Source organism: Stenotrophomonas sp. 62841_Sma, assembly GCF_056482945.1.
Map to the genome: position 1 here is coordinate 1568854 of NZ_CM151224.1, position 23091 is coordinate 1591944.

Here is a 23091-nt window from a genome sequence, read left to right on the forward strand (position 1 = left end):
AAGGCGGGGTTTTTGTTTGTGCGCTCAGGCGTCGACGGAGTGCATCCATGCGTGGATGGGCGTCGACATCGCGTTGACGCTGCAAACCCCGGAAACGAAAAAACCCGCTTTCGCGGGTTTGATCATCTTGAGTCATGGTGCCCAGGAGAGGACTCGAACCTCCACGGTTTTACCCGCTAGTACCTGAAACTAGTGCGTCTACCAATTCCGCCACCTGGGCGACTCAGGAGATGAATTATGGGGAGCGACAGAAGATGTGTCAACAACATTTCACACCTTTTTCTGCGGCTGTACGCCCAGGTGAAGCAGCAGGCTGCGCATTGCCGATGACAACTGCGCCCACTCGGCAAAACAGGCGCACAGGCGGCGCTGTGCCCATGCATCGGCGAGCGGTACGGCGACGGTATGCGTGCTGCGCCGATGCTGGCGGGCGATGGTCCGCGGCACGATGCCGACACCAATGCCGTGGCCGACCATGATGCATACGCCTTCGAAGGTCTTCATGCGGATGCGTACATCCAGGCGCCGCCCGATGTCGCGCGCTTGGTCCTCGATGTAGGTCTGCAGTGCATTGCCATCGGCCAGTGCGACGAAGGTCTCGCCGGCAACATCGGTGAAGGCCACGCTGCGCCGCGATGCGAAGCGGTGGTCTGCGGGCAGCAGCATCACCAGCGGATCTTCGGCGACCACATGCTGCTGCAGGCCGGCAGCGTCGACGGCATCGCTGATGATGCCGGCCTCGGCCTGGCCAGCACTGATCGCACGCACGACTTCAGGGCTGGTGCGCTCCAGCAGTTCCACGTGCAGGCGCGGGCGTTCGGCCAGCCATGGTGCGAGCCGCGAAGGCAGGTAGTTGGTCAGCGCTGCGGTGTTGGCATACAGATGCAGGGTGCCGCGCGCACCGTGCGCGAACGCCTGCAGTTCACCGCGCAGCTGTGCCTGCTGCTGCAGGATCAAGCGTGCATGGTGGGCGAGCGCGGCACCGGCTTCGGTCAGGCTGACGCCGCGTGGGTGCCGGTTCAACAGCGGGGTACCGGCATCGGCTTCGATCGTGCGCAGGCGCTCACTGGCTGAGCCCAGTGCCAGGTTTGCCTGCGCGGCACCGGCCGTGATGCTGCCCGCCTCGGCAATGGCCAGGAACAGGCGCAGGTCGGCGATATCCATCCGCATGTGATGCCCTCATCGCAACGCCTGCGCCTTCGGATCAGCCGAAGGCGAGGCCGGGAAGACCGCATTGTGCGCCGAGCGGCCGGCCGATCCAATGAAGGCATGAATGAATCGATGTACTTCTACGTGCTGCTGGTGGTGGTGTTCGTGCTGGCCGGTGTGGTCAAGGGCGTGACCGGCATGGGCTTGCCGACGGTGGCGATGGGTCTGCTCGGTGGCGCGCTGTCGCCGGTGGCGGCGGCATCGATGCTGTTCATCCCCACCTTCGTCACCAATGCGTGGCAGCTGTTGTCCGGCCCCTCACTGGGCCACATCGTGCGGCGCCTGTGGCCGATGATGCTGGCCGTGGTGGTGGTGACGCTGGGTTCGGCAGCGCTGCTGGTGCGGGTCGATCGCACCTGGTCGCGTGTTGCGCTGGGCGTTGCGCTGGTGGTTTATGCGGCCTATGCCCTGCTTGCGCCGGTGTTCCGCGTGCCGCAGCGGCGCGAGCGATGGCTGGGGCCGCTGGTGGGGGCGTTGTCGGGTGTGGTGGCCGGCGCCACCGGCGTGTTCGTGATGCCGGCGGTGCCGTACCTGCAGTCGCTGGGGTTGCAGCGCGAGGAGCTGGTGCAGGCGCTGGGGCTTGCGTTCACTGTGTCGACGATTTCGCTGACCACTGGCCTGGTGCTGCACGGCGCATTCGGCATCCAGCAGCTGGGGCTGAGTACGCTGGCGGTGCTGCCGGCATTGCTGGGCATGTGGCTGGGGCAGGTGATCCGGCAGCGCATCAGTGCGCGGGTGTTCCGCGCCTGCTTCCTGGGATTCCTGCTGCTGCTCGGGCTGGAGCTGGTGCTGCGGCCGCTGTTGTGATGCCGGCCGCCGGTCACGGCGATGCCGAATCACGGGCATGAAAAAACCCGCTTTCGCGGGTTATTCTCATTCTCGACGTGGTGCCCAGGAGAGGACTCGAACCTCCACGGTTTTACCCGCTAGTACCTGAAACTAGTGCGTCTACCAATTCCGCCACCTGGGCGTCGAGGAGCGAGATTATGGGGTGTTGTTACGGGGGTGTCAACACTTTTGGTCGTGTTCGGCGTCACTCGCTGTGCCGCCCTGCATTCCGCCCGCCCGCAGCAGGTTCATGCCGGCGACGGCGCCGAGGATCGCCGCGCTGCCCATCCATTGGGCCGGCCCCAGCACATGGCCGAATGCCGCCGCATCGATGGCAATGGCGATGACCGGGTAGAGGAAGGACAGGACGCCAACCAGCAGGGTCGGTAGTTTCTTCAGGGCTGAGTACAACAGCGTCGACATCATGCCAGTATGCACGAAGCCCAGCGTCAGCAGCAGTGCCCATCCATGCGACGGAGCGTCGCCCGGCCAGCGCGCGAAGGGCAGCAGCAACAGGCTGCCCATCAGGAGCTGCACCGTTACGACCACGGGCGTGGGCACGTCCACCAGTCGTTTGCCGATGGCTGCGGCAATGGCGTAGAGGAGGGCGGCCGCCAGCGCCAGCAGAATGCCAGTGAAGTAGTTGGCCGAAGGGGTGGTGCCTGAGGGGGTGGCAACAACGATCATCACCACGCCGCCGAAGGCCAGCAGCAGCCAGCCCCACTGAGCGGGGCGTGGGCGTTCGCCGAAGGCCAGCACGCCAAGGGCCACCAGCAGGAACGGTTGGGTGTGATAGGTGACGGTCACGACGCCGATCGACGCATACGGGTAGGCGGAGAACAGGCAGATCCAGTTGAGGGTCAGGGCTGCACCGCCAGCGAGAATCCAGGGTAGGCAGCGCCGCTTGCGCGCATCCCCTAACGGCAGGCGCAGTGCGACGCAGGCCAGCAGCATGGCCAGTCCGCCCAGCAGGCAGCGCCAGAACACCACGGTCGGCGCGGGCAGTCCGGTTTCCACCACGAACCAACCCACGCTGCCGGATATCACCATCGCTGCCGCCATCTGCAACGCGCCAACACGGATGGACTGCATGCCACCTCCAGCGGTGTTCGATATGTCGAACGATTGGCCGCTAAGATAGAAGTGACCACTAGTGTTCGTCAAGTCGAACATTCGTTCGATATGGAGTATTCATGTCTTCATCCACGTTCGCGCCCATTGATGTCCTCGCCCGTGCCCTCAGGCGGGAGCGCGAGCATTTGGGGGTGTCTGTTTCTGAGCTGGCCAAGCGCGCTGGCGTTGCCAAATCCACGCTTTCCCAGCTGGAGGCTGGTATTGGCAATCCCAGCCTTGAAACGCTGTGGGCGCTGGCCTCGGCGCTGGAGGTTCAGGTATCGCAGCTGATCGCTCCGCCGCAGCAGCCGGTGCAGGTGATACGTGCTGGAGAGGGCGCTCGTTTGGCCTCCGAGCAGGCTGATTACGTCGTGCATCTGCTGGCCGCGTGCCCCGCGGGGGCGCGCCGCGATATCTATCGGGTCGTGGTCGAGCCTGCATCCATCCGTGAATCCGCACCGCATCCGCCGGGAACGGTGGAGCACGTGGTGCTATGCAGTGGCCGCGCGCGCCTGGGGCCAGTGGGGCAGTGCGTCGAACTGGGGGCGGGCGACTACATCAGCTATGCGGCCGATGTCGCGCATGTGCTGGAGGCGATGGCGGAACAGGTCACCGCGGTGATGTTGATCGAGCATCGCTGAACCCGGACGGCCGGAACGCTGGTAAGAGAATCCCCGTCGACATCCATGCTGGAGTGGTGGTGCCTGATGGAGCGTGGAAATGACTGAGAAGGCTTCGCCAGGTGACTGGGTCAAGCACGGGGAGGGTGACGGTGGCATTGAGCGCATCGAGGCGTTCTTCGAAGGCCACGGTTACGCGCCTCATCGACATGACACTTATGCCATCGGATTCACGCTGGCTGGGGTGCAGAGTTTCCAGTACCAGCGCTCACGGCGGCATGGCGTGCCTGGATCGGTGCTCGTGCTGCATCCTGATGAACTGCACGATGGTGAGGCGGGCACGGCCGCCGGATTCCGCTACAGGATGGCCTATGTCTCACCTTGGCAGGTGCAACAGGTGCTTGGCGGTGCGCCGCTTCCCTTCGTGCAGGGTGGGGTATCCAGCGACCCTCGCCTGAGGGCCGCGATTCTGCCTCTACTGGCGCACCTACAGGCCTGCCTGGATCCTATGGAAGAGGCTGACGCGCTCTATGATCTATCGCACAGCCTTGTCGCGGTGGCCGGGCGCCCGCGTGCCATGCGCAGGCCCGATGCGGCCGGGGTGGAGCGGGCCCGCGCTTACCTGATGGACAGGCTCGGACAGCAGGTGACCTTGGATGCGCTGGCGCAGGTCAGCGACATGGATCGCTGGCAGCTGAGTCGTGATTTTCGCGCGCTGCTGGGTACCAGCCCCTATCGGTTCCTGACGCTTCGGCGGCTCGACAGGGTGCGCAGGGCCCTGCTGGCCGGGCAATCAATCGCCTCGGCTGCACTCGATACGGGCTTCTTCGATCAGAGCCACATGGCGCGGCAGTTCCTGCTTGCCTACGGGGTCACGCCTGCGCTGTGGCTCAAGCGGATGGGCATGCGCGGCCGGCGCCGTTGATCGTTGCACGATCGTACAAGAACCCCGCGGCGGAGTTTTCCATGCTTCCTCTTCCATGTCGCCAGGAGCATCCGCATGTCACACATTGATCCCTCTCCTCTGCCCCAGCCGGTCTCGCTTGCCCGGAAATTTGCGCTGTTTACCGAGCAGTGGGCACCCAAGGTCATCGCCGAGATGAATGACTACCAGTTCAAGATCGTACGCATCGAGGGCGTATTCGTATGGCACGTGCACGCCGACACTGATGAGGCGTTCCTGGTGGTTGAAGGAGAGCTGCGCATCGAATTCCGCGACGGGCACATCCTGCTGCGACGAGGCGAACTGTACGTCGTGCCTAAAGGGGTGGAGCACAGAACCTGTGCCGATCACGAAGTGTGGTTGATGCTGGTCGAGCCGCGAGGCGTGCTCAATACGGGCGATTCGCGCGGCGAGCGCACTGCGCAGAACGATGTCTGGATATGAGGCGGAGGCGCCGGACAACAAAAAACCCCTGATCGCTCAGGGGTTCTTTATCAGTGGTGCCCAGGAGAGGACTCGAACCTCCACGGTTTTACCCGCTAGTACCTGAAACTAGTGCGTCTACCAATTCCGCCACCTGGGCGTTCCAGAGGCGCAATTGTGAAGATGAATCCGCAGGCTGTCAACGACTTCCTGAATATTTTTCATGCAAGGCCTTCAAGACAGCCGCTGACCCGTTCTGCACGCCGTCAGCGGCTACCATGTAGGGCGATGACTACCAAAAAACCAAGCAAGGGCGGGAGCACCTCCCGCAGCCAGGCCCCGAAGAAGGGCGCCAAGGCGGGCACGGCCCGCACCACCAAGCCGGGCAAGCCGTTGCCGGGCTGGTTCCCCGAATTGAATGAAGGCGGCGCACCACCGCGTGGTCGCAAGGTTCGCAGCGCCGGTGCCGCCGCTCCGGGCCCGGCCCCGGGCCGCAAGCTGCCGCCGACCGGCAAGGTGATCGACGATCCCTATGCCGCCCGCGAAGCCGAGAAGTACGAACAGCCCATCGCCAGCCGCGAGGCCATCCTGGCCCTGCTGGAGCGCTGCGAAGGGCCGCAGACCGCTGAAGAACTGGGCGCGCGCCTGGGCTTGACCGCGCCGGACCGGGCCGAGGCGCTGTCGCGCCGGCTCGGTGCCATGGTCCGCGACGGCCAGTTGGTGCAGAACCGCCGCGGCGGTTTCGCCCCGATCCAGACCCTGAACCTGGTCACTGGCGTGGTGATCGCCAACCCGGAAGGGTTCGGTTTCCTGCGCCCGGTCGAGGGCGGTGACGACCTGTTCCTGCCGCCGTATGAGATGCGCAAGGTCATGCACGGCGACAAGGTGCTGGCCCGTGTGACCGGCATCGACCATCGTGGCCGTCGCGAAGGCAGCATCGCCCGCGTGCTCGAGCGCGGCATGACCCGCCTGATCGGCCGCTTCAGCATCGAGATGGGCATCAATTACGTGGTGCCCGACGACAAGCGCGTGCAGCGCAACGTGCAGGTGCCGCCGGACCAGACCGGTGGTGCGCGCGATGGCCAGCTGGTGGTCTGTGAACTGACCCAGGCGCCGGACAGCCGCCGCCCGCCGATCGGCCGCATCATCGCCGTGCTCGGCGACAAGCTGACCGCCTCGCTGGTGGTGGAGACCGCCATCCACGGCCACGAGCTACCGTTCGAGTTCCCGCAGGAGGTGCTGGACGAAGCGGCCTCGGTGCCGCTGGTGGTCGAGCCGGCGATGATCGGCGACCGCGTCGACCTGCGCAGCACGCCGCTGGTCACCATCGATGGCGAGGATGCCAAGGACTTCGACGACGCGGTCTACTGCGAGCCGAATGCCGAGGGTTTCCGCCTGGTGGTGGCGATCGCCGATGTCTCGAACTACGTGCGCCCCGGCACGCCGCTGGATGAGGAGGCGCAGAAGCGCGCCACCTCGGTGTACTTCCCGGGCTTCGTGGTGCCGATGCTGCCGGAGACGCTGTCCAACGGCATCTGCTCGCTGATGCCGAAGGTCGACCGCATGTGCTTTGTCTGCGACATGCAGATCGACCGCGACGGCCTGGTCACGCATTCGCGCTTCTACGAAGCGGTGATGAACTCGCACGCGCGCCTGACCTACACCCAGGTGTGGAAGGCGGTGGGCGAGGACGATGCCGATACCAAGGCCTGGATGGGCGACCTGCTGCCGCAGGTGCAGCGCCTGCACCAGCTGTACAAGGTGCTGTCCAAGGCACGTGCCAAGCGCGGCGCCATCGAGTTCGAAAGCAGCGAAGTGCGCTTCGTGCTGGACAACCGCGGTGAAGTCACCCAGGCCGGCATGCTGGTGCGCAACGACGCACACAAGCTGATCGAGGAATGCATGATCGCGGCCAACGTCGAGGCGGCCAGGTACCTGCTGTCGCGCCACGTGCCGGCCCCGTACCGCATCCATGAGAAGCCGCCGGAAACCAAGTACGCCGACCTGCTGGAATTCCTCAAGGAGTTCAAGCTGAGCCTGCCGCCGTGGTCCAAGGTACGCCCGGGCGATTACACCACGCTGCTGAAGAAGATCCGCGACCGCCCCGATGCCACGCTGCTGGAATCGGTGCTGCTGCGCAGCCAGAGCCTGGCGATCTACAGCCCGGAAAATCACGGCCACTTCGGCCTGGCGCTGGAGGCGTACGCGCATTTCACCTCGCCGATCCGCCGTTACCCCGACCTGCTGGTGCACCGTGCGATCAAGCATGCGTTGTCCGGCAAGCCGCTGGACAAGTTCACCTACAACGCACGCGAAATGGCAACCCTGGCGCTGCAGTGTTCCGAGCGCGAGCGCCGTGCCGATGAAGCCGAGCGCGAGGTCGACGAGCGTTACCGCGCGGCGTGGATGGAAAAGCACGTGGGTGGCCAGTTCGATGGCGTGATCAGCGGCGTGACCAGCTTCGGTCTGTTCGTTGAACTTGACGAGTCGAAGGTGCAGGGCCTGGTCCACGTCACCCAGCTGCCGCAGGATTATTACAAGTTCGACGCGACCCGCAAGACGCTGACCGGCGAACGCCGTGGCAGCAGCTACCGGCTGGGTGATCGCGTGCGCATCCTGGTGCTGAAGGCCAGCATGGAAGAGCGCAAGATCGACTTCCGCCTGGTCGAGCACAAGGGTGAGGATGAAGGCGATGGCCTGCCGCCGCTGCCCGAGCGTGGCAAGCCGGCCAAGCGGAAGAAAGAGAAATACTGATGACCGTGGTAGTGCCGGCCGCTGGCCGGCATCCATGGCACCCTCGGCACCGACGGGTTGCCGGCCAGCGGCCGTCACTACCAGGAGACATCGCATGCAGGGCCAACCCGAATACAGCGGCGGCTGCCAGTGCGGCGCGATCCGCTTCCAGGCGCGAGGCGAGCTGACCGACAGCTCGATCTGCCACTGCCGGATGTGCCAGAAGGCCTTCGGTGCCTATTACGCGCCGCTGGTGTCGGTGCGCGGCGTGCAGTTCAGCTGGACCCGCGGCCAGCCACGCTATTTCCAGTCGTCCAACGTGGTGCGGCGTGGCTTCTGCGCCGACTGCGGAACGCCCCTGACCTACGAAGCCCCGGACGGCGTGGCCGTGGCCGCCGGTGCCTTTGACCAACCCGAACGCCTGCCACCGACCATCCAGTACGGAGTCGAACGCAAGCTGCCCTTCGTCGACAGCCTGGCCAGCCTGCCGGCGCGGCGTACCGAGGAGGACATCGCGGCGCTGGATTTCCTGGCCACCATCGTGTCCCACCAGCATCCGGACCACGACACCCCGCACTGGCCGCCACGCAGCCGCTCCGCCGAAGGCTGAGCGGCGGGTAGCGCCGGGCCGTGCCCGGCGAGCGCGCAGCGCGGTCGGCGCCGATGCTCTACCATAGCCACCCCCTTTCCGGTCCCCGCCCGCATGAGCAAGAACAGCCAGTGGATTGTCGGCGTCAACGCCGTTGCCTCCTCCATCGAGAACGACGCCGAGAACGTCCGCGAAGTGCTGGTCGAGGCCGGTGCGAAGAACCCGCGCCTGACCGAGATCGAGGAAAACGCCCGCCGCAAGGGCATCGACGTGCGCAAGGTGAACAGCCAGGCGCTGGACGGTGTCGGCGGTTCGGTACGCCACCAGGGCGTGGCCGCGCGCTATGCCGCCGCCCGCACCTACAGCGAGAACGAGCTGGAAGGCCTGGTCACTGCAGCCGAGGGCAAGGCCCTGCTGCTGGTGCTGGACGAGGTGCAGGACCCGCACAACCTGGGCGCCTGCCTGCGCTCGGCCGCTGCCGCCGGCGCCACTGCAGTGATCATCCCCAAGGACAAGTCGGCCACGGTCAATGCCACCGTGCGCAAGACCTCGGCGGGTGCCGCCGATCTGATCCCGGTGGTGGCGGTGACCAACCTGTCGCGCTGCCTGAAGGACCTGCAGAAGCAGGGCGTGTGGATCTACGGCCTGGCCGGCGAAGCCACCGCCTCGCTGTACCAGCTGGACCTGAAGGGCAACATCGCCCTGGTGCTGGGCGGTGAAGCCGATGGCCTGCGCCGCCTGACCCGCGAGAACTGCGATGGCCTGGTCAAGATCCCGATGCCGGGCGAGATCGAGAGCCTGAACGTCTCCGTCGCGGCCGGTGTCAGCCTGTTCGAGGCCGTGCGCCAGCGCGGTTGATCGGCAGCAGCGGCCGTGTCGACCAAGGTCGACACCCACCAGGTAGTCGCCAACCTTGGTTGGCGCTCTTGCCGCCTCACCCCGCGCTGCCGCCCAGTGCCTTGAACAAGGTGACGTCGTTGTTCAGCTGGCCCTGGCGCACGCGCGCCAGCGACAGCTCGGCATCGCGCCGGGTCTGCTGCGCTTCCAGCCAGGTGCGCAGGTCGGTGGCACCCACGCGGTAGCGCACTTCCTGCGCCCGTTCCACTTCCACCGCTTCGTCGTACGAAGCCTGCGAGGCCGCCACCTGGCGCGCCAGCTGCTCGCGTGCCGACAGCGCGTTGTCCACTTCCGAGAGCGCGGTATACAGCGTCTTGCGGAAATTGGTCGCGGCGATCTGGTAGCCGGTGCCGGCGATATCGGTATCCAGCTGCGCGCGCTGCAGGTTGAGGAATGGCAACGACAGGCCGGCGCCCAGCGTGGCGACCGGGTTGCGCAGCACATCGCCCAGCGAGGTCGCGCTGGAACCGAGGCTGCCGGTCAGGCTCAGCGCCGGGTAGTACTGGGTAGCGGTCACCTTGATGGTCTTCAGGCTGTTGCGCAGGCGCAGTTCGGCCGCGCGCAGGTCGGGACGGCGACCGAGCAGGTCGGTCGGCAGGCCCTCCGCGATGCTGGGGCTGCGTGCGCCGAGCAGGTCCTGCGGTTCGTCCTGCTGCGGCCAGGGCGTGCCGTCCAGCAGCACGGTCAGTGCATTGCGGGCCTCCACCCGCTGCTGTTCCAGCGCACTCTGCGAGGAACGCTGCGACTGCAGGTTCTGCAGTGCCTGGCGTACTTCCAGGCGCGATACTGCACCGGCGTCGAAGCGGGCCTGGACCAGTTCGCGGGTACGTTCCAGCCGCTCCAGGTTGGCCTGGCCGGTGGCGATGGACTGGTTGAGATAGGCCAGGTTCCAGTATTGGTTGATGGTGTCGCTGATCACCAGCAGCGCGGTGTTCTGCCGGTCTTCCTCGCTGGCCTCGGCTTCCCAGCGGGCGATGTCGCGCTGGGTGCGCAGGCGGCCCCACAGGTCCACTTCCCAGCCCAGCGAGACGCCGGTGGAATAGCTGCGGCGCCAGTCGTCGGCCTGGTCGGTGGCGCGGCTGGCGCTACCACTCACACCTGAAGACGAAGGCTGCGGCCACAACGCGTTGCTGGCCAGGCCAGCCTGCAGGCGCGAACGCTGCACGGCCAGGCCAGCGGCGGCAAGATCGCTGTTGGCGGCCAGCGCCTGCGCCACCAGACGGTCGAGACGTTCATCGCCGAAACCGGTCCACCAGGTGTCCTGGCGGATGTCGCGGCCCGGAGTATCCAGGCTGCTGCGCGGATCGTCGGCGGGCGCATTGAGGGTGGCGTCGCCACGACCGTAAGTCGCCGCCACGTCGGGGGCCTGCACCGGATAGCGGCCCATCGATGCGCAGCCGGACAGGGCGAGCAGTACAGCGCCCGCCAGCAGCAGGCGGGAGGGGGCAGGGAAGGGCAGTCGGGTCATCATCTTCATTCGCGGGCCAGGGCCTCCACCGGGTCGAGCTGCGCGGCGTTACGCGCGGGCAGGAAGCCGAACGCCACGCCGATCAGGGTCGAGCAGGCAAAGGCGGCGACGATCGAGGCGGTGGAGAACAGCACCTGGAAGTCGCTGGCGAAGCGGCCGATCATCGAGCCCAGCAGCAGGGCCAGGCCGATGCCGAGCACGCCGCCGAGCAGGCACACCAGCACTGCTTCGATCAGGAACTGCTGGCGGATATCACTCTGCCGTGCACCGACGGCCATGCGCACGCCGATCTCACGGGTACGCTCGGTCACCGACACCAGCATGATGTTCATCACACCGATACCACCGACCAGCAGCGCGATGGCGGCGATGGCGCCGATCAGCAGGGTCATCGTGCGCGTGGTCTGCTCGATGGTCTGGCGGATCTCGGCGCTGTTGCTGAGGAAGAAGTCCTCGGTGCCATGGCGCATCGTCAACAGGCGGGTGATTGCTTCCTGTGCCGCATCCATCGGCGTGGCGTCGTCCACGCGCACGGTGATGCTGGACACGTGGCTCTGGCCGAGCATGCGCGACATCACCGTGGTGTACGGCAGCCACACGCTCAGGCTGGTGCTGCCGCCGAACCCGAAGCTCTGGCGCTTGGCCACGCCGACCACGCGCGCCGGCACGTTGCCGAGCAGGATCACCTGGCCGATCGGATCGACATCGGGGAAGAACTGGGTCTGGGTGTTCTCGTCGATCACCGCCACCTGGCCGAGGCCCTTCACCGCATCGGCATCGAAGAAGCTGCCGCTGAGCAGGGTCACGCCCTTGACCCGGAAGAACTGCTCGCCGACGCCGCTGACCTGGGCGGTGGAGGACTGGTTGCGGTAACGCGCGGTGACCGAGGTCGACACGCTGGGCGTGGAGCTGTCGACGTAGCTCTGCCGGGCCAGCGCATCGGCATCACTGGCTTTGAGCGTCTGCACGCGGGCCGAGCGCATGTCGCCGAAACCACGGCCGGGGTAGACATCGATGGTGTTGGTGCCGAGCGCGCTGATGTTCTGCAGGATCTGCTGCTGCGAGCCGTTGCCCAGCGCCACCACCGAGACCACCGAGGCGATACCGATGATGATGCCGAGCATGGTCAGGAAGGTGCGCAGCCGATGTGCATTCATCGCCAGCAACGCCATGCGGAATGCTTCGGTGAAGCGGTCGCGCGCGGCCCGCCAGCTGTTGCCGCGGGCGACGCCGGTGCTGGCCTCGCGCTGCGCGCGGTAGGTCGGTGCATTCGGATTGGCGCGGTCGGCGATGATCTCGCCGTCGCGGATCTCGATGATGCGCTGCGCGTGTTCGGCCACGCTCATGTCGTGGGTGACGATGATGATGGTGTGGCCTTCGGCGTGCAGCTCGCCGAGGATCGCCATCACTTCCTCGCCGGATTTCGTGTCGAGCGCGCCGGTCGGTTCGTCGGCCAGGATCACCTCGCCGCCGTTCATCAGGGCACGGGCGATCGACACGCGCTGCTGCTGGCCGCCGGACAGCTGGCCCGGCTTGTGGTGCATGCGGTCGCTCAGGCCCAGCCGCTGCAGCAGTTGTTCGGCACGCGCGTTGCGCACCGGGCCGGGGCTGCCGGCGTACACCGCCGGCACTTCCACGTTGCCGCGCGCATCGAGGTCGCCCAGCAGGTGGTAGCGCTGGAAGATGAAGCCGAAATGCTCGCGGCGCAGTTCGGCCAGCTCGTCCGGCTCCATCTTCCCGGTTTCGCGGCCGGCCACCTGGTAGCTGCCACGGGTGGGACGATCGAGGCAGCCGAGGATGTTCATCAGCGTTGACTTGCCTGAGCCGGACTGGCCGACGATGGCCACCATCTCACCGGCGTGGATGTCGAGGTTGACGTCACGCAGCACGGCGATCACATCGTCGCCGGCCGGGAATTCGCGTCGCAGGTCACGCAGGCGCAGCAGCGGCGCCGTCGTGCTCATCGGCGCCCCATGCCCGGGCCGCCGACCCGCATCTGCATGCCGCCGCGGTTGCCACCGCCGGCGCTGGCACCGGCCGCACCGGCTTCGCCGACCACCACGCGCTCGCCTTCCTCCAGCCCGGACAGGATCTCGGCCGAGGCGCCGTTGTTGATGCCCACGGTAACCTTGCGCGGCTGCGGCTGGCCCTTGTCGTCCAGCACCCGCACCATGCGCTCGTCGCCACGGCGCTTCGGCCCCAGTGCCACCGCCGGCACCATCAGCACGCCCTTGGCCTGCTTCAGCAGTACCGAGACCTGCGCGGTCATGTCGATGCGCAGGGTGCCATCCGGATTCTCCACGTCGAACAGCGCGTTGTAGTACACCGCGCTGCTGGAGCTGGAACTGGACGAGCTGCTGGAACTGGACGAACTCTCGTTGGCGATCGAGGCCGGCGCCGGATTGATCTGGCGCAGCGTGGCGTGGTACTTGCGATCCGGGTCGCCCAGCGTGGTGAAGTACACCGGCATGCCGGCCTTGATCTTGACCACGTCGGCTTCGGAGATCTCGGCATTGACGGTGACCACGTCCAGCCGTGCCAGCATGACGATGGTCGGTGCGGTCTGGTTGGCGTTCACGGTGCGACCTTCCTCGGCCACCACCGCCACCACGGTGCCGTCCATCGGCGCGGTAATGCGGGTGTAGGCCAGGTTGGCGCGGGCGGTGCCCAGCTCGGTTTCGCGGCCCTTGATCTGCGCCTCGTAGGACTGCAGCTGGGCACGGGCGGTCTTCAGCTGCGCCTCGGCGGCATCGTATTCCTGCCGCGAGGTGGCCTCGGCGGCCAGCATCTGCTGCTGGCGCGCGAATTCCAGTTCGGCCTGGCGCAGGGTGGCCTGCTGCACGGCGCGCTGGGCGGTGACCTGGTCCAGCGAGGCCTGCGCATTGAGCACCTGGTTCTGCTGGGTGGTGGCGTCGATCTCGGCGATCAGGTCGCCTTCCTTCACGGTGTCGCCCAGCTGCACCTTCAGCGATTTGATCTGGCCCGAGGCCTGGGCACCGACGCTGACCAGCTTGTAGGCGTCGATCACGCCGGTGGCTTCCACCGTCTGCTCGATGTCACCACGGCTGGCGGGCGTGGTCGCCACCGCCGGGGCGGCGGGCTTGCGCAGCAGCCACCAGGCGGCTGCGGCAACGGCAAGGGCGAGCAGGGCGATCAGTATCAGGCGACCCCGGCGGGTCGCGGGCAGCAGGCGGAACGTCACGTCGTGGCTTCACTCTCGGGGCCGCGGTGGCGGCGTTGGTGGGCATTGTGAAGACCGGGCGATGGGCGGCTCAATCCTCGGGGTATGTCTCTATGTAACACTGTCGGTGAATACGCGTAACCACAGGTATCCCGCCCATGGCTGGATACACTGGTACGCATTGCCCCGGATGCGGTTCAGCTGCCGACACGGGATGATCGCGACATGGAGACTGAAAACACGATGCATCGACTGCTGATCGTCGACGACGACAACGACATCCGCACCCTGCTGGCCGAACAGCTCGGCCGGGCCGGCTACCAGGTGAGCACGGCCGCAGACGGCACCGCCATGCGCCAGCTGCTGGACCGCGAACACGTGGACCTGATCGTGCTCGACCTCAACCTGCCGCGCGAGGATGGCCTGACCCTGTGCCGCGACCTGCGCGCGCGCTCGAACACGCCGGTGATCATGCTGACCGCGCGTGCCGAGCCGATCGACCGCGTGCTGGGCCTGGAAATGGGCGCCGACGACTACCTGGCCAAGCCGTTCGAACCGCGCGAGCTGCTGGCACGCATCCGCAACGTGCTGCGCCGGACCGAGGCGCTGCCGGCGAACCTGGAGCCGCTGGCGGTGCGCCGTGCGCGCTTCTCGCGCTGGGTGTTCGATCTGGAGCATCGCCACCTGGTGGACCCGGACGATCGCGTGGTGGTGCTGTCCGGCGCCGAGTTCCGCCTGCTGCGGGTGTTCATCGCCCATGCCAACAAGGTGCTGTCGCGCGAGCAGCTGGTCGCGCTCAGCAGCGGCCGCAACTACGAGGCGCAGGATCGCGCCATCGATCTGCAGGTCAGCCGGCTGCGCAACAAGCTGGGCGACGACGGTGGCCCGGACGGACTGATCAAGACCGTGCGCAACGAAGGCTATGTACTGGCCTCTTCGGTGGACCTGGAATAAGCCGCGATGAAGCGCCTGCGCCATTTCCTGTCCTCGATGGTCGGGCGGTTGTTCGTGATCCTGCTGCTGGGCATGAGCGTGGCCGCGATCGGCGCGACCATGCTGGCTACCTCCAAACGCCAGCAGGAGTTCGAGCGGCAGAACCTGAACCGCATCGCCGACCGCCTGCAGGGTTACGTCAACCTGCTCGACGGCAATCCCGAACTGCGCGAGCGCCTGCTGGAGGTTGGCGGGCCGAGCGTGCGCGCGCTGCAGCCAGGTGCACGCCTGGGGCGGGCCGATACGGCGTTGATGGAAGTGCTGGATGACCGGCCGGGCCCGGTCGCACGCGCGCATGTGCATTTTGCTTCGTTCCGCTCCTGCATTCCCAAGCTGCAGGACCTGCTGCCCCCGCCGCCACCGGGGCATCGCAAGCATCCGCGCGAACGTGATCCGGCATTCATCCCGCCCAAGTGCCGTGCGGTCGACGTGACCCTCAACGACGGCACGCTGCTGAAGCTGGCGCTGGATTCGCCTGCGGTGGCACACAACGGCATCCTGGCCGTGGACCCGTGGTTCCTGACCCTGCTGGTGCTGGCGATCGCGGTGCTGGCCTACATCGTCGCGCGCATGGCCAGCGCGCCGCTGCAGGAACTGGCGGCCGCTGCCGAGGATCTCGGCGATGACCTGCAGCGTGATCCCTTGCCACTGCGCGGGCCGCGCGAGGTGCAGCGTGCCGCCGAAGCCTTCAATGCCATGCAGCACCGCCTGCAGCGGCACCTGGCCGAGCGTACGCAGATGCTGGCGGCGATCACCCATGACCTGCAGACCCCGCTGACCCGCCTGCGCCTGCGCCTGGAGAACGTCAGCGATGAAGCGCTGCGCGAGCGCCTGATCGGCGATCTGGCGGCAATGCAGGCGCTGGTGCGCGAAGGCCTGGAGCTGGCCCGCAGCGCTGAGAGCGCCGAGCAGCGCGCCGCACTGGACCTGGATTCGCTGCTGGAAAGCATTGTCGAAGACACGGCCGAGGGCGGCGGCGACGTTGTCTTCGAAGGTGGCAGCGGAGCGGTGTTGATGTTGCGTCCGCTGGCCATGCACCGCCTGTTTTCCAACCTGGTGGACAACGCGGTGATGTATGCCTACCGGGTGCGGGTACGGGTCGAGCGTAGTGGTGGCGCGATCACCGTGGTGGTGGCCGATGACGGCCCGGGCCTGGCCGAGGATCAGCTGGAAGCCGTGTTCGACCCGTTCGTGCGGGTGGAAACCTCGCGTTCGCGCGAAACCGGCGGCGCGGGTCTGGGCCTGACCATCGCCCGCGCCCTGGCTGAGAAAGACGGGGCGCGGCTGTGGCTGCGCAACCGCGTCGAAGGCGGGCTGGAGGCGGTAGTGCAGTGGCCGGCCAGTGCACAGGTGACGCCGCCGGGCCGCGCGGGCTGAGCCTTCGCGGCTGGCGATGGTGACGCCCTGGGCCGGGTTTGGCCTATCATCTGCGCATCTTCCCAGTTCCCCCCCGATGAGCCAGCCCGTTCCCGCCGGCATGCCGTCCCGCGCTGCCCGGCAGTTCCCGCATGCTGCCAGGCCCGGCAGCCCTGCCTGGCCGCCGCCGCTGCACTGATGGCCGGACAGGGGGACATCGGGCGCTGGGTGGAGCGCTGCGGATCAGATATCGGTCGATGGCTGCGACAGGGCCTGCTGTGGCTGCTGCTGGCCCTTGCACTGCCGGTGGCAGCGCAGGAGGGGGCTCCGCCACTGCGCGACTACGCCATTGATGTATGGACGTCGCGCAACGGCCTGCCGCACAACTCGCTGCGCGACATCGCGCAGACCCCCGAAGGCCACCTCTGGTTCGCCACCTGGGAAGGCCTGGTGCGTTACAACGGGTTGGATTTCACCGTGTTCGACCGCAGTACCCGCCCGGGCCTGCGCGACAACGGCATCGGCGCGCTGTTCGTCGACCGCCAGGGTGGGCTGTGGATCAGTGATTCGCGGGGCAATGTCAGCCATCGCGGCAATGACGGCCAGTGGCGGGTCTGGGAGCACCAGGCCGATACCCCGCAGGTCCTGATCCAGTCCATGCAAATGGACAGCCAAGGCCGCCTGTGGCTGCTGTATGAAGGCAAGGGCATCGGCTATCTGACGCCGGACACCGGCATCGTCTACCAGGCTCCGGCCGCCGACCTGCCGATGGCGATGAGCTTCACCAAGCTGGTGGTCGACGCGCAGGACCGGGTCTGGGCCGGCACGTTGGATGGACTGGTGCTGCGCGACAACGATGGCGTGCTCAAGCGGGCGCCCGCGGCGTGGGGGCTGGGCGCCGGCAGTGGCCTGTCGTGGCCGTACCGCGCTCCGGATGGCGCGCTGTGGATCGTCGCCGGCGAGCGCCTGTACCGGGTGGAGGATGATCAGCTGGTGCTGATGCACCGCCTGCCGGGGCAGCTGCACCTGACCTCGATGCTGCAGGATCGCCATGGCGACCTGTGGCTGGGCACCGAGAACCAGGGCCTGCTGCGGATCTCAGCGCATGGCCTGGAGCGCCTGCCGGCGGGCCTGAACCTGCCGGGTGGGCGCGTGGTCAGCCTGCGCGAGGATGCCGAGGGCAGCATCTGGGTGGGAGCCAACGGTGGCCTGTACCGCCTGCGCGAAACACTGTTCAGCAGCTACACCGAGCGCGATGGCCTCAGTGGCGACTATGTGCGCACCGTGTTCGAGGACCGCGATCGCCAGCTGTGGGTCGGCAGTGCCAGCGGCCTCGACCTGCAGGCTGCTGATGGCCGCTTCCGCGCGATGCCGCTGCACAACCGCGGCGGCAAGGCACCTTCGGTGCTCAGCCTGGCGCAGGGCCCGGACGGTGACCTGTGGGTCGGAACGTTCGGTGATGGCGTCTACCGTCTTGGCCCCGATGGCCGGCTGCGGCACAACTATGCCGCCGCCGATGGCATGCCGGGCGGCAACATCCGCGCGATCAGCGTGGACCCGCAGGGTGTGGTCTGGGCCGGCACCCAGAAGGGCGTGGTCCGCATCGACGGCGACCGCGTGCAGGTATCAAGCGTTGCGGGCATGCCCAGCGGCCTGATCACCGCGCTTGAGCACGATCACCAGGGCAACCTGTGGATCGGCACCATCGAGGGCATCCGCGTACTGCGCGGCGATCACGTGCAGTCGATCGACCTCGCGCCGATGGGCGGTGGCCGCAGCGTGTTCGGCTTCCATCAGCTGGGTGACGCGATGTGGATCAGCAGCGACCGTGGCCTGTACCGCTGGCGCAACGGCACGCTGGCACGGGTGGGGTTGGAGCAGGGCATGCCGGTGGATGCGGTGTTCCAACTGGTGCCGGATCGCCTTGGCAACGTGTGGATCAGCAGCAACCGCGGCGTGCTGCGCACCGACATGGCCACGCTCAATGCGGTTGCCGACGGGCGCGCGCCGCGGGTGGTGGTGGAGCGCTACAACGAGATTGACGGCATGGCCAACGCGCAGGCCAACGGCAGCTCCGGGCCATCGGCGATCCTGCGCCAGGACGGCACGTTCTGGGTGGTCACCGCCGGAGGCCTGAGCACCGTCGATCCGCAACGCCTGCAGCGTTTCCGCGAGCGTCTTTCACCGCCGGCAGCGATTGAAAGCGTGCAGGTGGATGGCGCACCGGTGCATTGGGAAGGCCCGGACCGCAACTACATTCCCGGCGGCCGCCGCTTGGCGGTGAGTTATGTCGGCCTGAGCTACCTGATGTCTGACCGGATCCGCTACCGCACGCGGTTGGACGGCCTGGATACGGGATGGGTCGAACGCGGCCCGCAGCGCAGCGTGGAGTTCGTTGGCCTGCCGCCGGGCGACTACACCCTGCACGTGGCCGCTGCCCATCCGAGTGGCAGCTGGGGCCAGCAGGAAGCGGTATGGAGCTTCACCGTGGAGCCGTTCTGGTGGCAGCGACGCAGCGTGCAGGTGCTGGGTGGCCTGTTGCTGCTGGCCGGGCTGGTGGCGCTGTACCGGCTGCTGCTGCAGCAGCTGAAGGCCAGCAACCTGCGCCTGGCACGGCGCGTGGACGAGGCGACCTTCGACCTGCAGGCCAAGACCGTGCACCTGCAGGCGCTGAACCAGGAAAAGACCGAGCTGGCCGAGCGCCTCGCACGCCAGGCCGAGGCATTCGAACGGCAGGCCCGCGAGGATGCGCTGACCGGCCTGGCCAACCGCCGTGCCTTCGATGAAACGCTGGCGCGTGACTTCGCCCGTTCGCAGCGCAGCGGTCATCCGCTGTGCCTGGTGGTGCTGGATATCGACCACTTCAAGGACGTCAACGACCGTCACAGCCACAGCATCGGTGATGCGGTGCTGGTGCAGGTGGCGCGGTTGATCGCCGCCGCTAGCCGCGATTCGGACCTGCCGGCGCGGACTGGCGGCGAAGAGTTTGCGCTGCTGCTCAACGACACCCGCCTGGAGGAAGCCGCACAGCTATGCGCGCGCCTGCGCGGCCTGTTCCATGACCACCCCGACTGGGCTGGCGTGGACGGCCTGCGCGTGACCTTCAGCGCGGGCCTGGTGGAACTGGCGAACGATGACCGCACCCCGGCGCTGCTGTACCAGCGTGCCGACCGCGCGCTGTACCGCGCCAAGAGCGATGGCCGGGATCGAACGAGCATCGGTTGATTGCATCCACGCATGGCGTGGATCTACCGTCCGGTGAGTGGTGGGTGCGGACCGTTGGTCCGCACTGCGTGGATGCGGTTGCGCCGTTGGCTGGCTTACCGCGGCCAGGCGTTGGCGATGGTGCAGAACAACCGCGCGGTCTGCTCGGTGTCGTATACCGCGCTGTGCGCCTCGTTGGCATCCCAACCCAGCCCGGCGGCGGTGGCCGCACGCGCCAGCACGGTCTGCCCGTAGGCGATGCCGGCCAGGGTCACCGTATCGAACACGCTGAAGGGATGGAACGGATTGCGCTTGTGGCCGGTGCGCGCCACGGCGGCATTGACGAAGCCGAGGTCGAAATGCGCGTTGTGGCCGACCAGGATCGCGCGCTGGCAGCCGTACTTCTTCATGGCCGCGCGTACCGGGGTGAAGATGTGGTCCAGTGCCGCCTTCTCTTCCTTGGCCAGCCGGAACGGGTGGTCGAGGATGATGCCGGTCACTTCCAGCGACTTCGGGTCGATCTCCAGGCCCTCGGCCGGCACCACGTGGGCACTGGCGGTTTGGCCGGGGTAGAGCAGGCCGTTCTCGTCCATCTCGATCGGCACGGCGGCGATTTCCAGCAGCGCGTTGCGCTGGCTGTCGAAGCCGCCGGTTTCCACGTCCACCACCACCGGCAGGAAGCCGCGGAAGCGTTGTGACATCGCGCGCTGCGCCTGGGGGACTGCGGAATCGGGAGCGGCGGCAGGTGCGGGGGTGGGGTCAGTCATGCGTGAATTCTAGCAGAGCAACCCTGAGCGCCCGGCCAGCCCTCGGTGCATGCGTTCCCTGCGCGGGCGTGTGTCGACCAAGGTCGACACCTACCGGGACACCGCGCGCTCAGGATTCCGGTAGGTGCCAACCCTGGTTGGCACACGGTGCGCCGACCAGGTTTGGCGATTACCGGACTGCTGGCCGTGCAGGCGTGGCCGAGGGAGACCACCGCGCCAACCACGCATCCACGCTCAGCCTGCCGGCGCCGGTGAAGATCAGCGGCAGCAGCATCGCCATGAACAGTACTGGCAGCTTGAAGTTGCCGAAGCCCTGGTCAGTGATCGCGTAGCCCATGGCCAGGTCGGCCAGCGAGTTCCACTCCATCGGCCAATGCACCGCATAGGTGGCCACTACGGTCAGCACCAGCAGGCTGGCGGCGGCAAACCGGGTGCCGAAGCCAACCAGCAGGCAGGCCGCGCCAATCAGCTCGAACCAGGTGGCAAGCTGCCAGTTCAGGGTGGCCGGCAGCTGGTCGAACGGGAACGGGAAAGCGTCCTGCAGGTCGGCGAACCAGTTCTGGCCGTGCAGCTTTTCGCGGCCGGATTCGAAGTATTCCCAGGCCAGCAGCAGGCGCAGGCCGAGCGGGGCCAACCAGGGGGCGAGACGGTCCAGCTGGCCGCGCGCGGCGGCCAGGGTCGGAAGGTTCATCGGTGGTTCTCCGGGGGGAAGGGGCGTCAGCCAGGGGCTGTGAGCGGGCCGATCACGCCGGCCTGCAGGAACTGCTGCAGCAGTGCAGCACCGGGTTCGGCCAGCGCCTCCTCAGCCAGGCCGTGCGCGGCGGCCAATTGCCGCAGATAGGCATGTCCATCGAGGCCGGGTTGTTCGCCGATGCTGGACAGCAGGTATACCGCCAGCGGGCTGAGTGCGGCGAAGCGCACTTCGCCGTCAGCCTCACGGCGCACCAGCAGGCCGGTCGGCTCGGTGGGCGGCTGCGTCGGTGCATCCTCGGCGCCCAGCCGGTGCACCGGCCACTGGTACAGCAGCGGCCACGCCAGCGGCGAGCGTTGCAGTGGTACCTGCAGCGGATCGATGTTGCCCGGCGCCGGCAGCGGCTTGGCAGGAAGCTGGTACAGCGCGGTTTCCACCCACTCGTAGTGGGCCAGCTCGGCCAACGCCGGGTGCGGCAGCTGCGGCTGTGCCTGCAGCCACTGCACGAATTCGGCGGCCAGTTCGGTGAACAGCGGCGTCTGGCAGCGATGGGTGGCGAAGTAGTGGCGCACCAGGTCGCTCCAGGCCGGTTCGCCGAGCAGGCGCACGCAGACCGGGAAGCCGTTGCTCAACAGGCCGAGCAGGTTGTTGAACAGCAGCCGTTGGTACACCGCGACCCGGCGTGGCTCCAGCCCGACCGGCGGTGGCACACCCTGCGGATCGCGCAGGTGTGCGGTGAACGCATGCTGCTGTGCGCGCAGAGTGTGGGAGGTATCAGCCATGGGCGATACCGGCATGGCTGGACTGCAGGCGGCGGATGGTCTGCAGTTCGCCCTGCAGCTCGGCGTACGGGGGGAAGTTGAAATCGCGTTCGAGCAGGGTGGGGCGTGGGCCGATGCGCGCGTAGGTACGCGCCAGCAGCTCCCAGACCGGGTCGATCACCGCGCTGCCATGGGTGTCGATCTTCAGGTCCGGTGCCTCGTCCAGGTGCCCGGCCACGTGCAGGCAGACGATGCGCTCTGCGGGCAGCCCGGCAATGAAGCTGTCGGCATCGTAGCCGTGGTTGCAGGCGTTGACGTAGACATTGTTGACGTCGAGCAACAGGTCGCAGTCGGCTTCGGCGAGCACGGCATTGGTGAAGGCCAGTTCGTCCATCGCCGGCTCCGGCGCCAGGTAGTAGGACACGTTCTCCACCGCGATGCGGCGACCCAGCAGGTCCTGCACGTGGGTGATGCGTGCGGCGGTATGGCGCACGGCTTCGTCGGTGAACGGAATCGGCAGCAGGTCGTACAGGTGCCCGTCGTCGCTGCAGTAGCTCAGGTGCTCGCTGTACAGCGGCACGCGGTGTTTTTCCAGGAACTGGCCGACCTGTTCCAGCAGCTGCGTATCCAGTGGCGCGCTGCCGCCCAGCGACAACGACAGGCCGTGGCAGCTCAACGGGTGGCGCTGCGCCAGTTCGGCCAGTGCATCCCCGGCGGGACCACCGACATGGATCCAGTTCTCCGGCGCGCATTCGAGGAAGTCGAAGTCACCGGCCGGCGCATCGCGCAGATCCTGCAGCAGCGCCCGGCGCAGCCCCAACCCGGCGGCCGCCGCACGAAGCGGCGACCGCAGGTGGACGGCGCTGGCGCGGACGTCAGTGCTTGGCACCGCACTTGCCTTCGCCGCACTTGCCCTCGGCCGACTTCTTGTCGCCGCTCTTGGCCTTGGCGCCTGCCGCAGCACCGGCGGCCTTGCCCTTGTCGGCGCCGCATTTGCCTTCGGCACTCTTGCCGTCGGCACCACATTTGCCTTCGGCGTGCTTGGTCGCGTCCGCGGCCATCTTGGTGTCCGCTGCCTTGGCATCGGTGCTGGCCTTGGCGGCCTGACCAGCGACCAGATAGCCCTGGGCCAGGTCGCTCATGCTCAGGGCCGAGGCACTGGCGGTCATGCCCAGGCCGGCGGCCAGGGCGGTAGCAGTCAGCAGGGACAGGGTCTTGTTGGAACTGCTCATCGGTGGTGCTCCTGGGTGGTGTGGGCGGTTGCCCGGGTCGCCGGCAGGGTTGCCGGTGGAAGCGATGGTGCAGCGATCCTACT

The 23091-nt window shown here is 67.3% G+C and carries 20 protein-coding genes and 3 tRNA genes; 10 read left to right on the forward strand and 13 right to left on the reverse strand.

The window, feature by feature from the left end:
- Positions 1-135: 135 nt before the first annotated feature.
- A tRNA-Leu gene (locus ACZK5G_RS07320) sits at positions 136-220 on the reverse strand.
- Between the two features lie 50 nt (positions 221-270).
- A complete protein-coding gene (locus ACZK5G_RS07325) occupies positions 271-1170 on the reverse strand; it encodes a LysR family transcriptional regulator (protein WP_121503834.1) in 900 nt (299 codons plus the stop codon).
- A 99-nt stretch (positions 1171-1269) separates the two neighbouring features.
- On the opposite strand from ACZK5G_RS07325, the gene ACZK5G_RS07330 reads away from it, so the two are divergent.
- Entirely contained in the window at positions 1270-2016 is a 747-nt protein-coding gene (locus ACZK5G_RS07330) for a sulfite exporter TauE/SafE family protein (protein ID WP_478465860.1), read from the forward strand.
- A gap of 78 nt (positions 2017-2094) precedes the next feature.
- Here ACZK5G_RS07330 and ACZK5G_RS07335 read toward each other — a convergent pair.
- Both ACZK5G_RS07335 and ACZK5G_RS07340 read right to left on the reverse strand, forming a co-directional pair.
- Positions 2095-2179: transfer RNA gene (locus ACZK5G_RS07335), tRNA-Leu, on the reverse strand.
- Positions 2180-2217: 38 nt separating this feature from the next.
- Positions 2218-3210, reverse strand: coding sequence for a DMT family transporter (locus ACZK5G_RS07340; RefSeq protein WP_478465862.1), 993 nt, complete (start codon positions 3208-3210; stop codon positions 2218-2220).
- Between the two features lie 20 nt (positions 3211-3230).
- Here ACZK5G_RS07340 and ACZK5G_RS07345 point away from each other — a divergent pair, with 20 nt between their 5' ends.
- From ACZK5G_RS07345 to ACZK5G_RS07355, 3 genes are all read left to right on the forward strand, one after another.
- Positions 3231-3791, forward strand: a complete 561-nt coding sequence (locus tag ACZK5G_RS07345; RefSeq protein ID WP_478465863.1) for a helix-turn-helix domain-containing protein — start codon at positions 3231-3233, stop codon at positions 3789-3791.
- Between the two features lie 79 nt (positions 3792-3870).
- Complete coding sequence (locus tag ACZK5G_RS07350) at positions 3871-4695, forward strand: AraC family transcriptional regulator (protein WP_478465865.1); 825 nt, start codon at positions 3871-3873, stop codon at positions 4693-4695.
- 75 nt (positions 4696-4770) lie between these two features.
- A complete protein-coding gene (locus ACZK5G_RS07355) occupies positions 4771-5157 on the forward strand; it encodes a cupin domain-containing protein (RefSeq protein WP_478465867.1) in 387 nt (128 codons plus the stop codon).
- Between the two features lie 54 nt (positions 5158-5211).
- On the opposite strand, the gene ACZK5G_RS07360 is transcribed toward ACZK5G_RS07355, so the two are convergent.
- Positions 5212-5296: transfer RNA gene (locus ACZK5G_RS07360), tRNA-Leu, on the reverse strand.
- 128 nt (positions 5297-5424) lie between these two features.
- On the opposite strand from ACZK5G_RS07360, the gene rnr reads away from it, so the two are divergent.
- From rnr to rlmB, 3 genes are all read left to right on the forward strand, one after another.
- Positions 5425-7890 carry a ribonuclease R gene (gene rnr, locus ACZK5G_RS07365; RefSeq protein ID WP_478465868.1) on the forward strand — a complete coding sequence of 822 codons (2466 nt, stop codon included), beginning with the start codon at positions 5425-5427 and terminating at the stop codon, positions 7888-7890.
- Positions 7891-7984: 94 nt separating this feature from the next.
- Complete coding sequence (locus ACZK5G_RS07370) at positions 7985-8479, forward strand: GFA family protein (RefSeq protein WP_164080700.1); 495 nt, start codon at positions 7985-7987, stop codon at positions 8477-8479.
- 93 nt (positions 8480-8572) lie between these two features.
- Positions 8573-9316 (forward strand): 23S rRNA (guanosine(2251)-2'-O)-methyltransferase RlmB, encoded by a 744-nt coding sequence (rlmB, locus tag ACZK5G_RS07375; RefSeq protein ID WP_005408775.1) that lies wholly within the window; start codon positions 8573-8575, stop codon positions 9314-9316.
- A gap of 76 nt (positions 9317-9392) precedes the next feature.
- Here rlmB and ACZK5G_RS07380 read toward each other — a convergent pair whose 3' ends face one another.
- The 3 genes from ACZK5G_RS07380 to ACZK5G_RS07390 are packed head-to-tail and all read right to left on the reverse strand — an operon-like array spanning position 9393 to position 14025.
- Positions 9393-10832, reverse strand: a complete 1440-nt coding sequence (locus tag ACZK5G_RS07380) for an efflux transporter outer membrane subunit (protein ID WP_279913003.1) — start codon at positions 10830-10832, stop codon at positions 9393-9395.
- Positions 10829-12787: a MacB family efflux pump subunit gene (locus ACZK5G_RS07385; RefSeq protein ID WP_032127910.1), complete on the reverse strand. Its 1959-nt coding sequence runs from the start codon at positions 12785-12787 to the stop codon at positions 10829-10831. Before ACZK5G_RS07385 ends, ACZK5G_RS07380 begins: the two co-directional genes overlap by 4 nt.
- On the reverse strand, positions 12784-14025 hold the full coding sequence (locus ACZK5G_RS07390) for an efflux RND transporter periplasmic adaptor subunit (protein ID WP_478465870.1): 1242 nt from the start codon (positions 14023-14025) through the stop codon (positions 12784-12786). The genes ACZK5G_RS07385 and ACZK5G_RS07390 overlap by 4 nt, the downstream gene beginning before the upstream one ends.
- A 204-nt stretch (positions 14026-14229) precedes the next feature.
- Between ACZK5G_RS07390 and ACZK5G_RS07395 the strand changes: the two genes are divergently transcribed.
- The 3 genes from ACZK5G_RS07395 to ACZK5G_RS07405 all read left to right on the forward strand — a co-directional run bounded on the left by ACZK5G_RS07395 (position 14230) and on the right by ACZK5G_RS07405 (position 19578).
- Complete coding sequence (locus tag ACZK5G_RS07395) at positions 14230-14958, forward strand: response regulator (RefSeq protein ID WP_478465872.1); 729 nt, start codon at positions 14230-14232, stop codon at positions 14956-14958.
- Between the two features lie 6 nt (positions 14959-14964).
- The gene (locus tag ACZK5G_RS07400) at positions 14965-16374 is read left to right on the forward strand and encodes an ATP-binding protein (protein ID WP_478465874.1); all 1410 of its coding nucleotides are present in this window, start codon (positions 14965-14967) and stop codon (positions 16372-16374) included.
- Positions 16375-16551: 177 nt separating this feature from the next.
- Complete coding sequence (locus ACZK5G_RS07405; protein ID WP_478465875.1) at positions 16552-19578, forward strand: two-component regulator propeller domain-containing protein; 3027 nt, start codon at positions 16552-16554, stop codon at positions 19576-19578.
- A 95-nt stretch (positions 19579-19673) separates the two neighbouring features.
- Here the strand turns inward: ACZK5G_RS07405 and rnt are convergent, their stop codons facing one another.
- From rnt to ACZK5G_RS07430, 5 genes are all read right to left on the reverse strand, one after another.
- A complete protein-coding gene (gene rnt / locus ACZK5G_RS07410; RefSeq protein WP_014036542.1) occupies positions 19674-20324 on the reverse strand; it encodes a ribonuclease T in 651 nt (216 codons plus the stop codon).
- A gap of 169 nt (positions 20325-20493) precedes the next feature.
- Positions 20494-21015, reverse strand: a complete 522-nt coding sequence (locus ACZK5G_RS07415) for an HvfX family Cu-binding RiPP maturation protein (protein ID WP_121503829.1) — start codon at positions 21013-21015, stop codon at positions 20494-20496.
- A gap of 26 nt (positions 21016-21041) precedes the next feature.
- Positions 21042-21797 (reverse strand): HvfC family RiPP maturation protein, encoded by a 756-nt coding sequence (locus tag ACZK5G_RS07420; protein ID WP_478465877.1) that lies wholly within the window; start codon positions 21795-21797, stop codon positions 21042-21044.
- Complete coding sequence (locus tag ACZK5G_RS07425) at positions 21790-22665, reverse strand: HvfB family MNIO-type RiPP peptide maturase (protein ID WP_121503827.1); 876 nt, start codon at positions 22663-22665, stop codon at positions 21790-21792. The genes ACZK5G_RS07420 and ACZK5G_RS07425 overlap by 8 nt, the downstream gene beginning before the upstream one ends.
- Positions 22652-23008: an HvfA family oxazolone/thioamide-modified RiPP metallophore gene (locus ACZK5G_RS07430; protein WP_032127903.1), complete on the reverse strand. Its 357-nt coding sequence runs from the start codon at positions 23006-23008 to the stop codon at positions 22652-22654. Before ACZK5G_RS07430 ends, ACZK5G_RS07425 begins: the two co-directional genes overlap by 14 nt.
- Between the last annotated feature and the right edge of the window lie 83 nt (positions 23009-23091).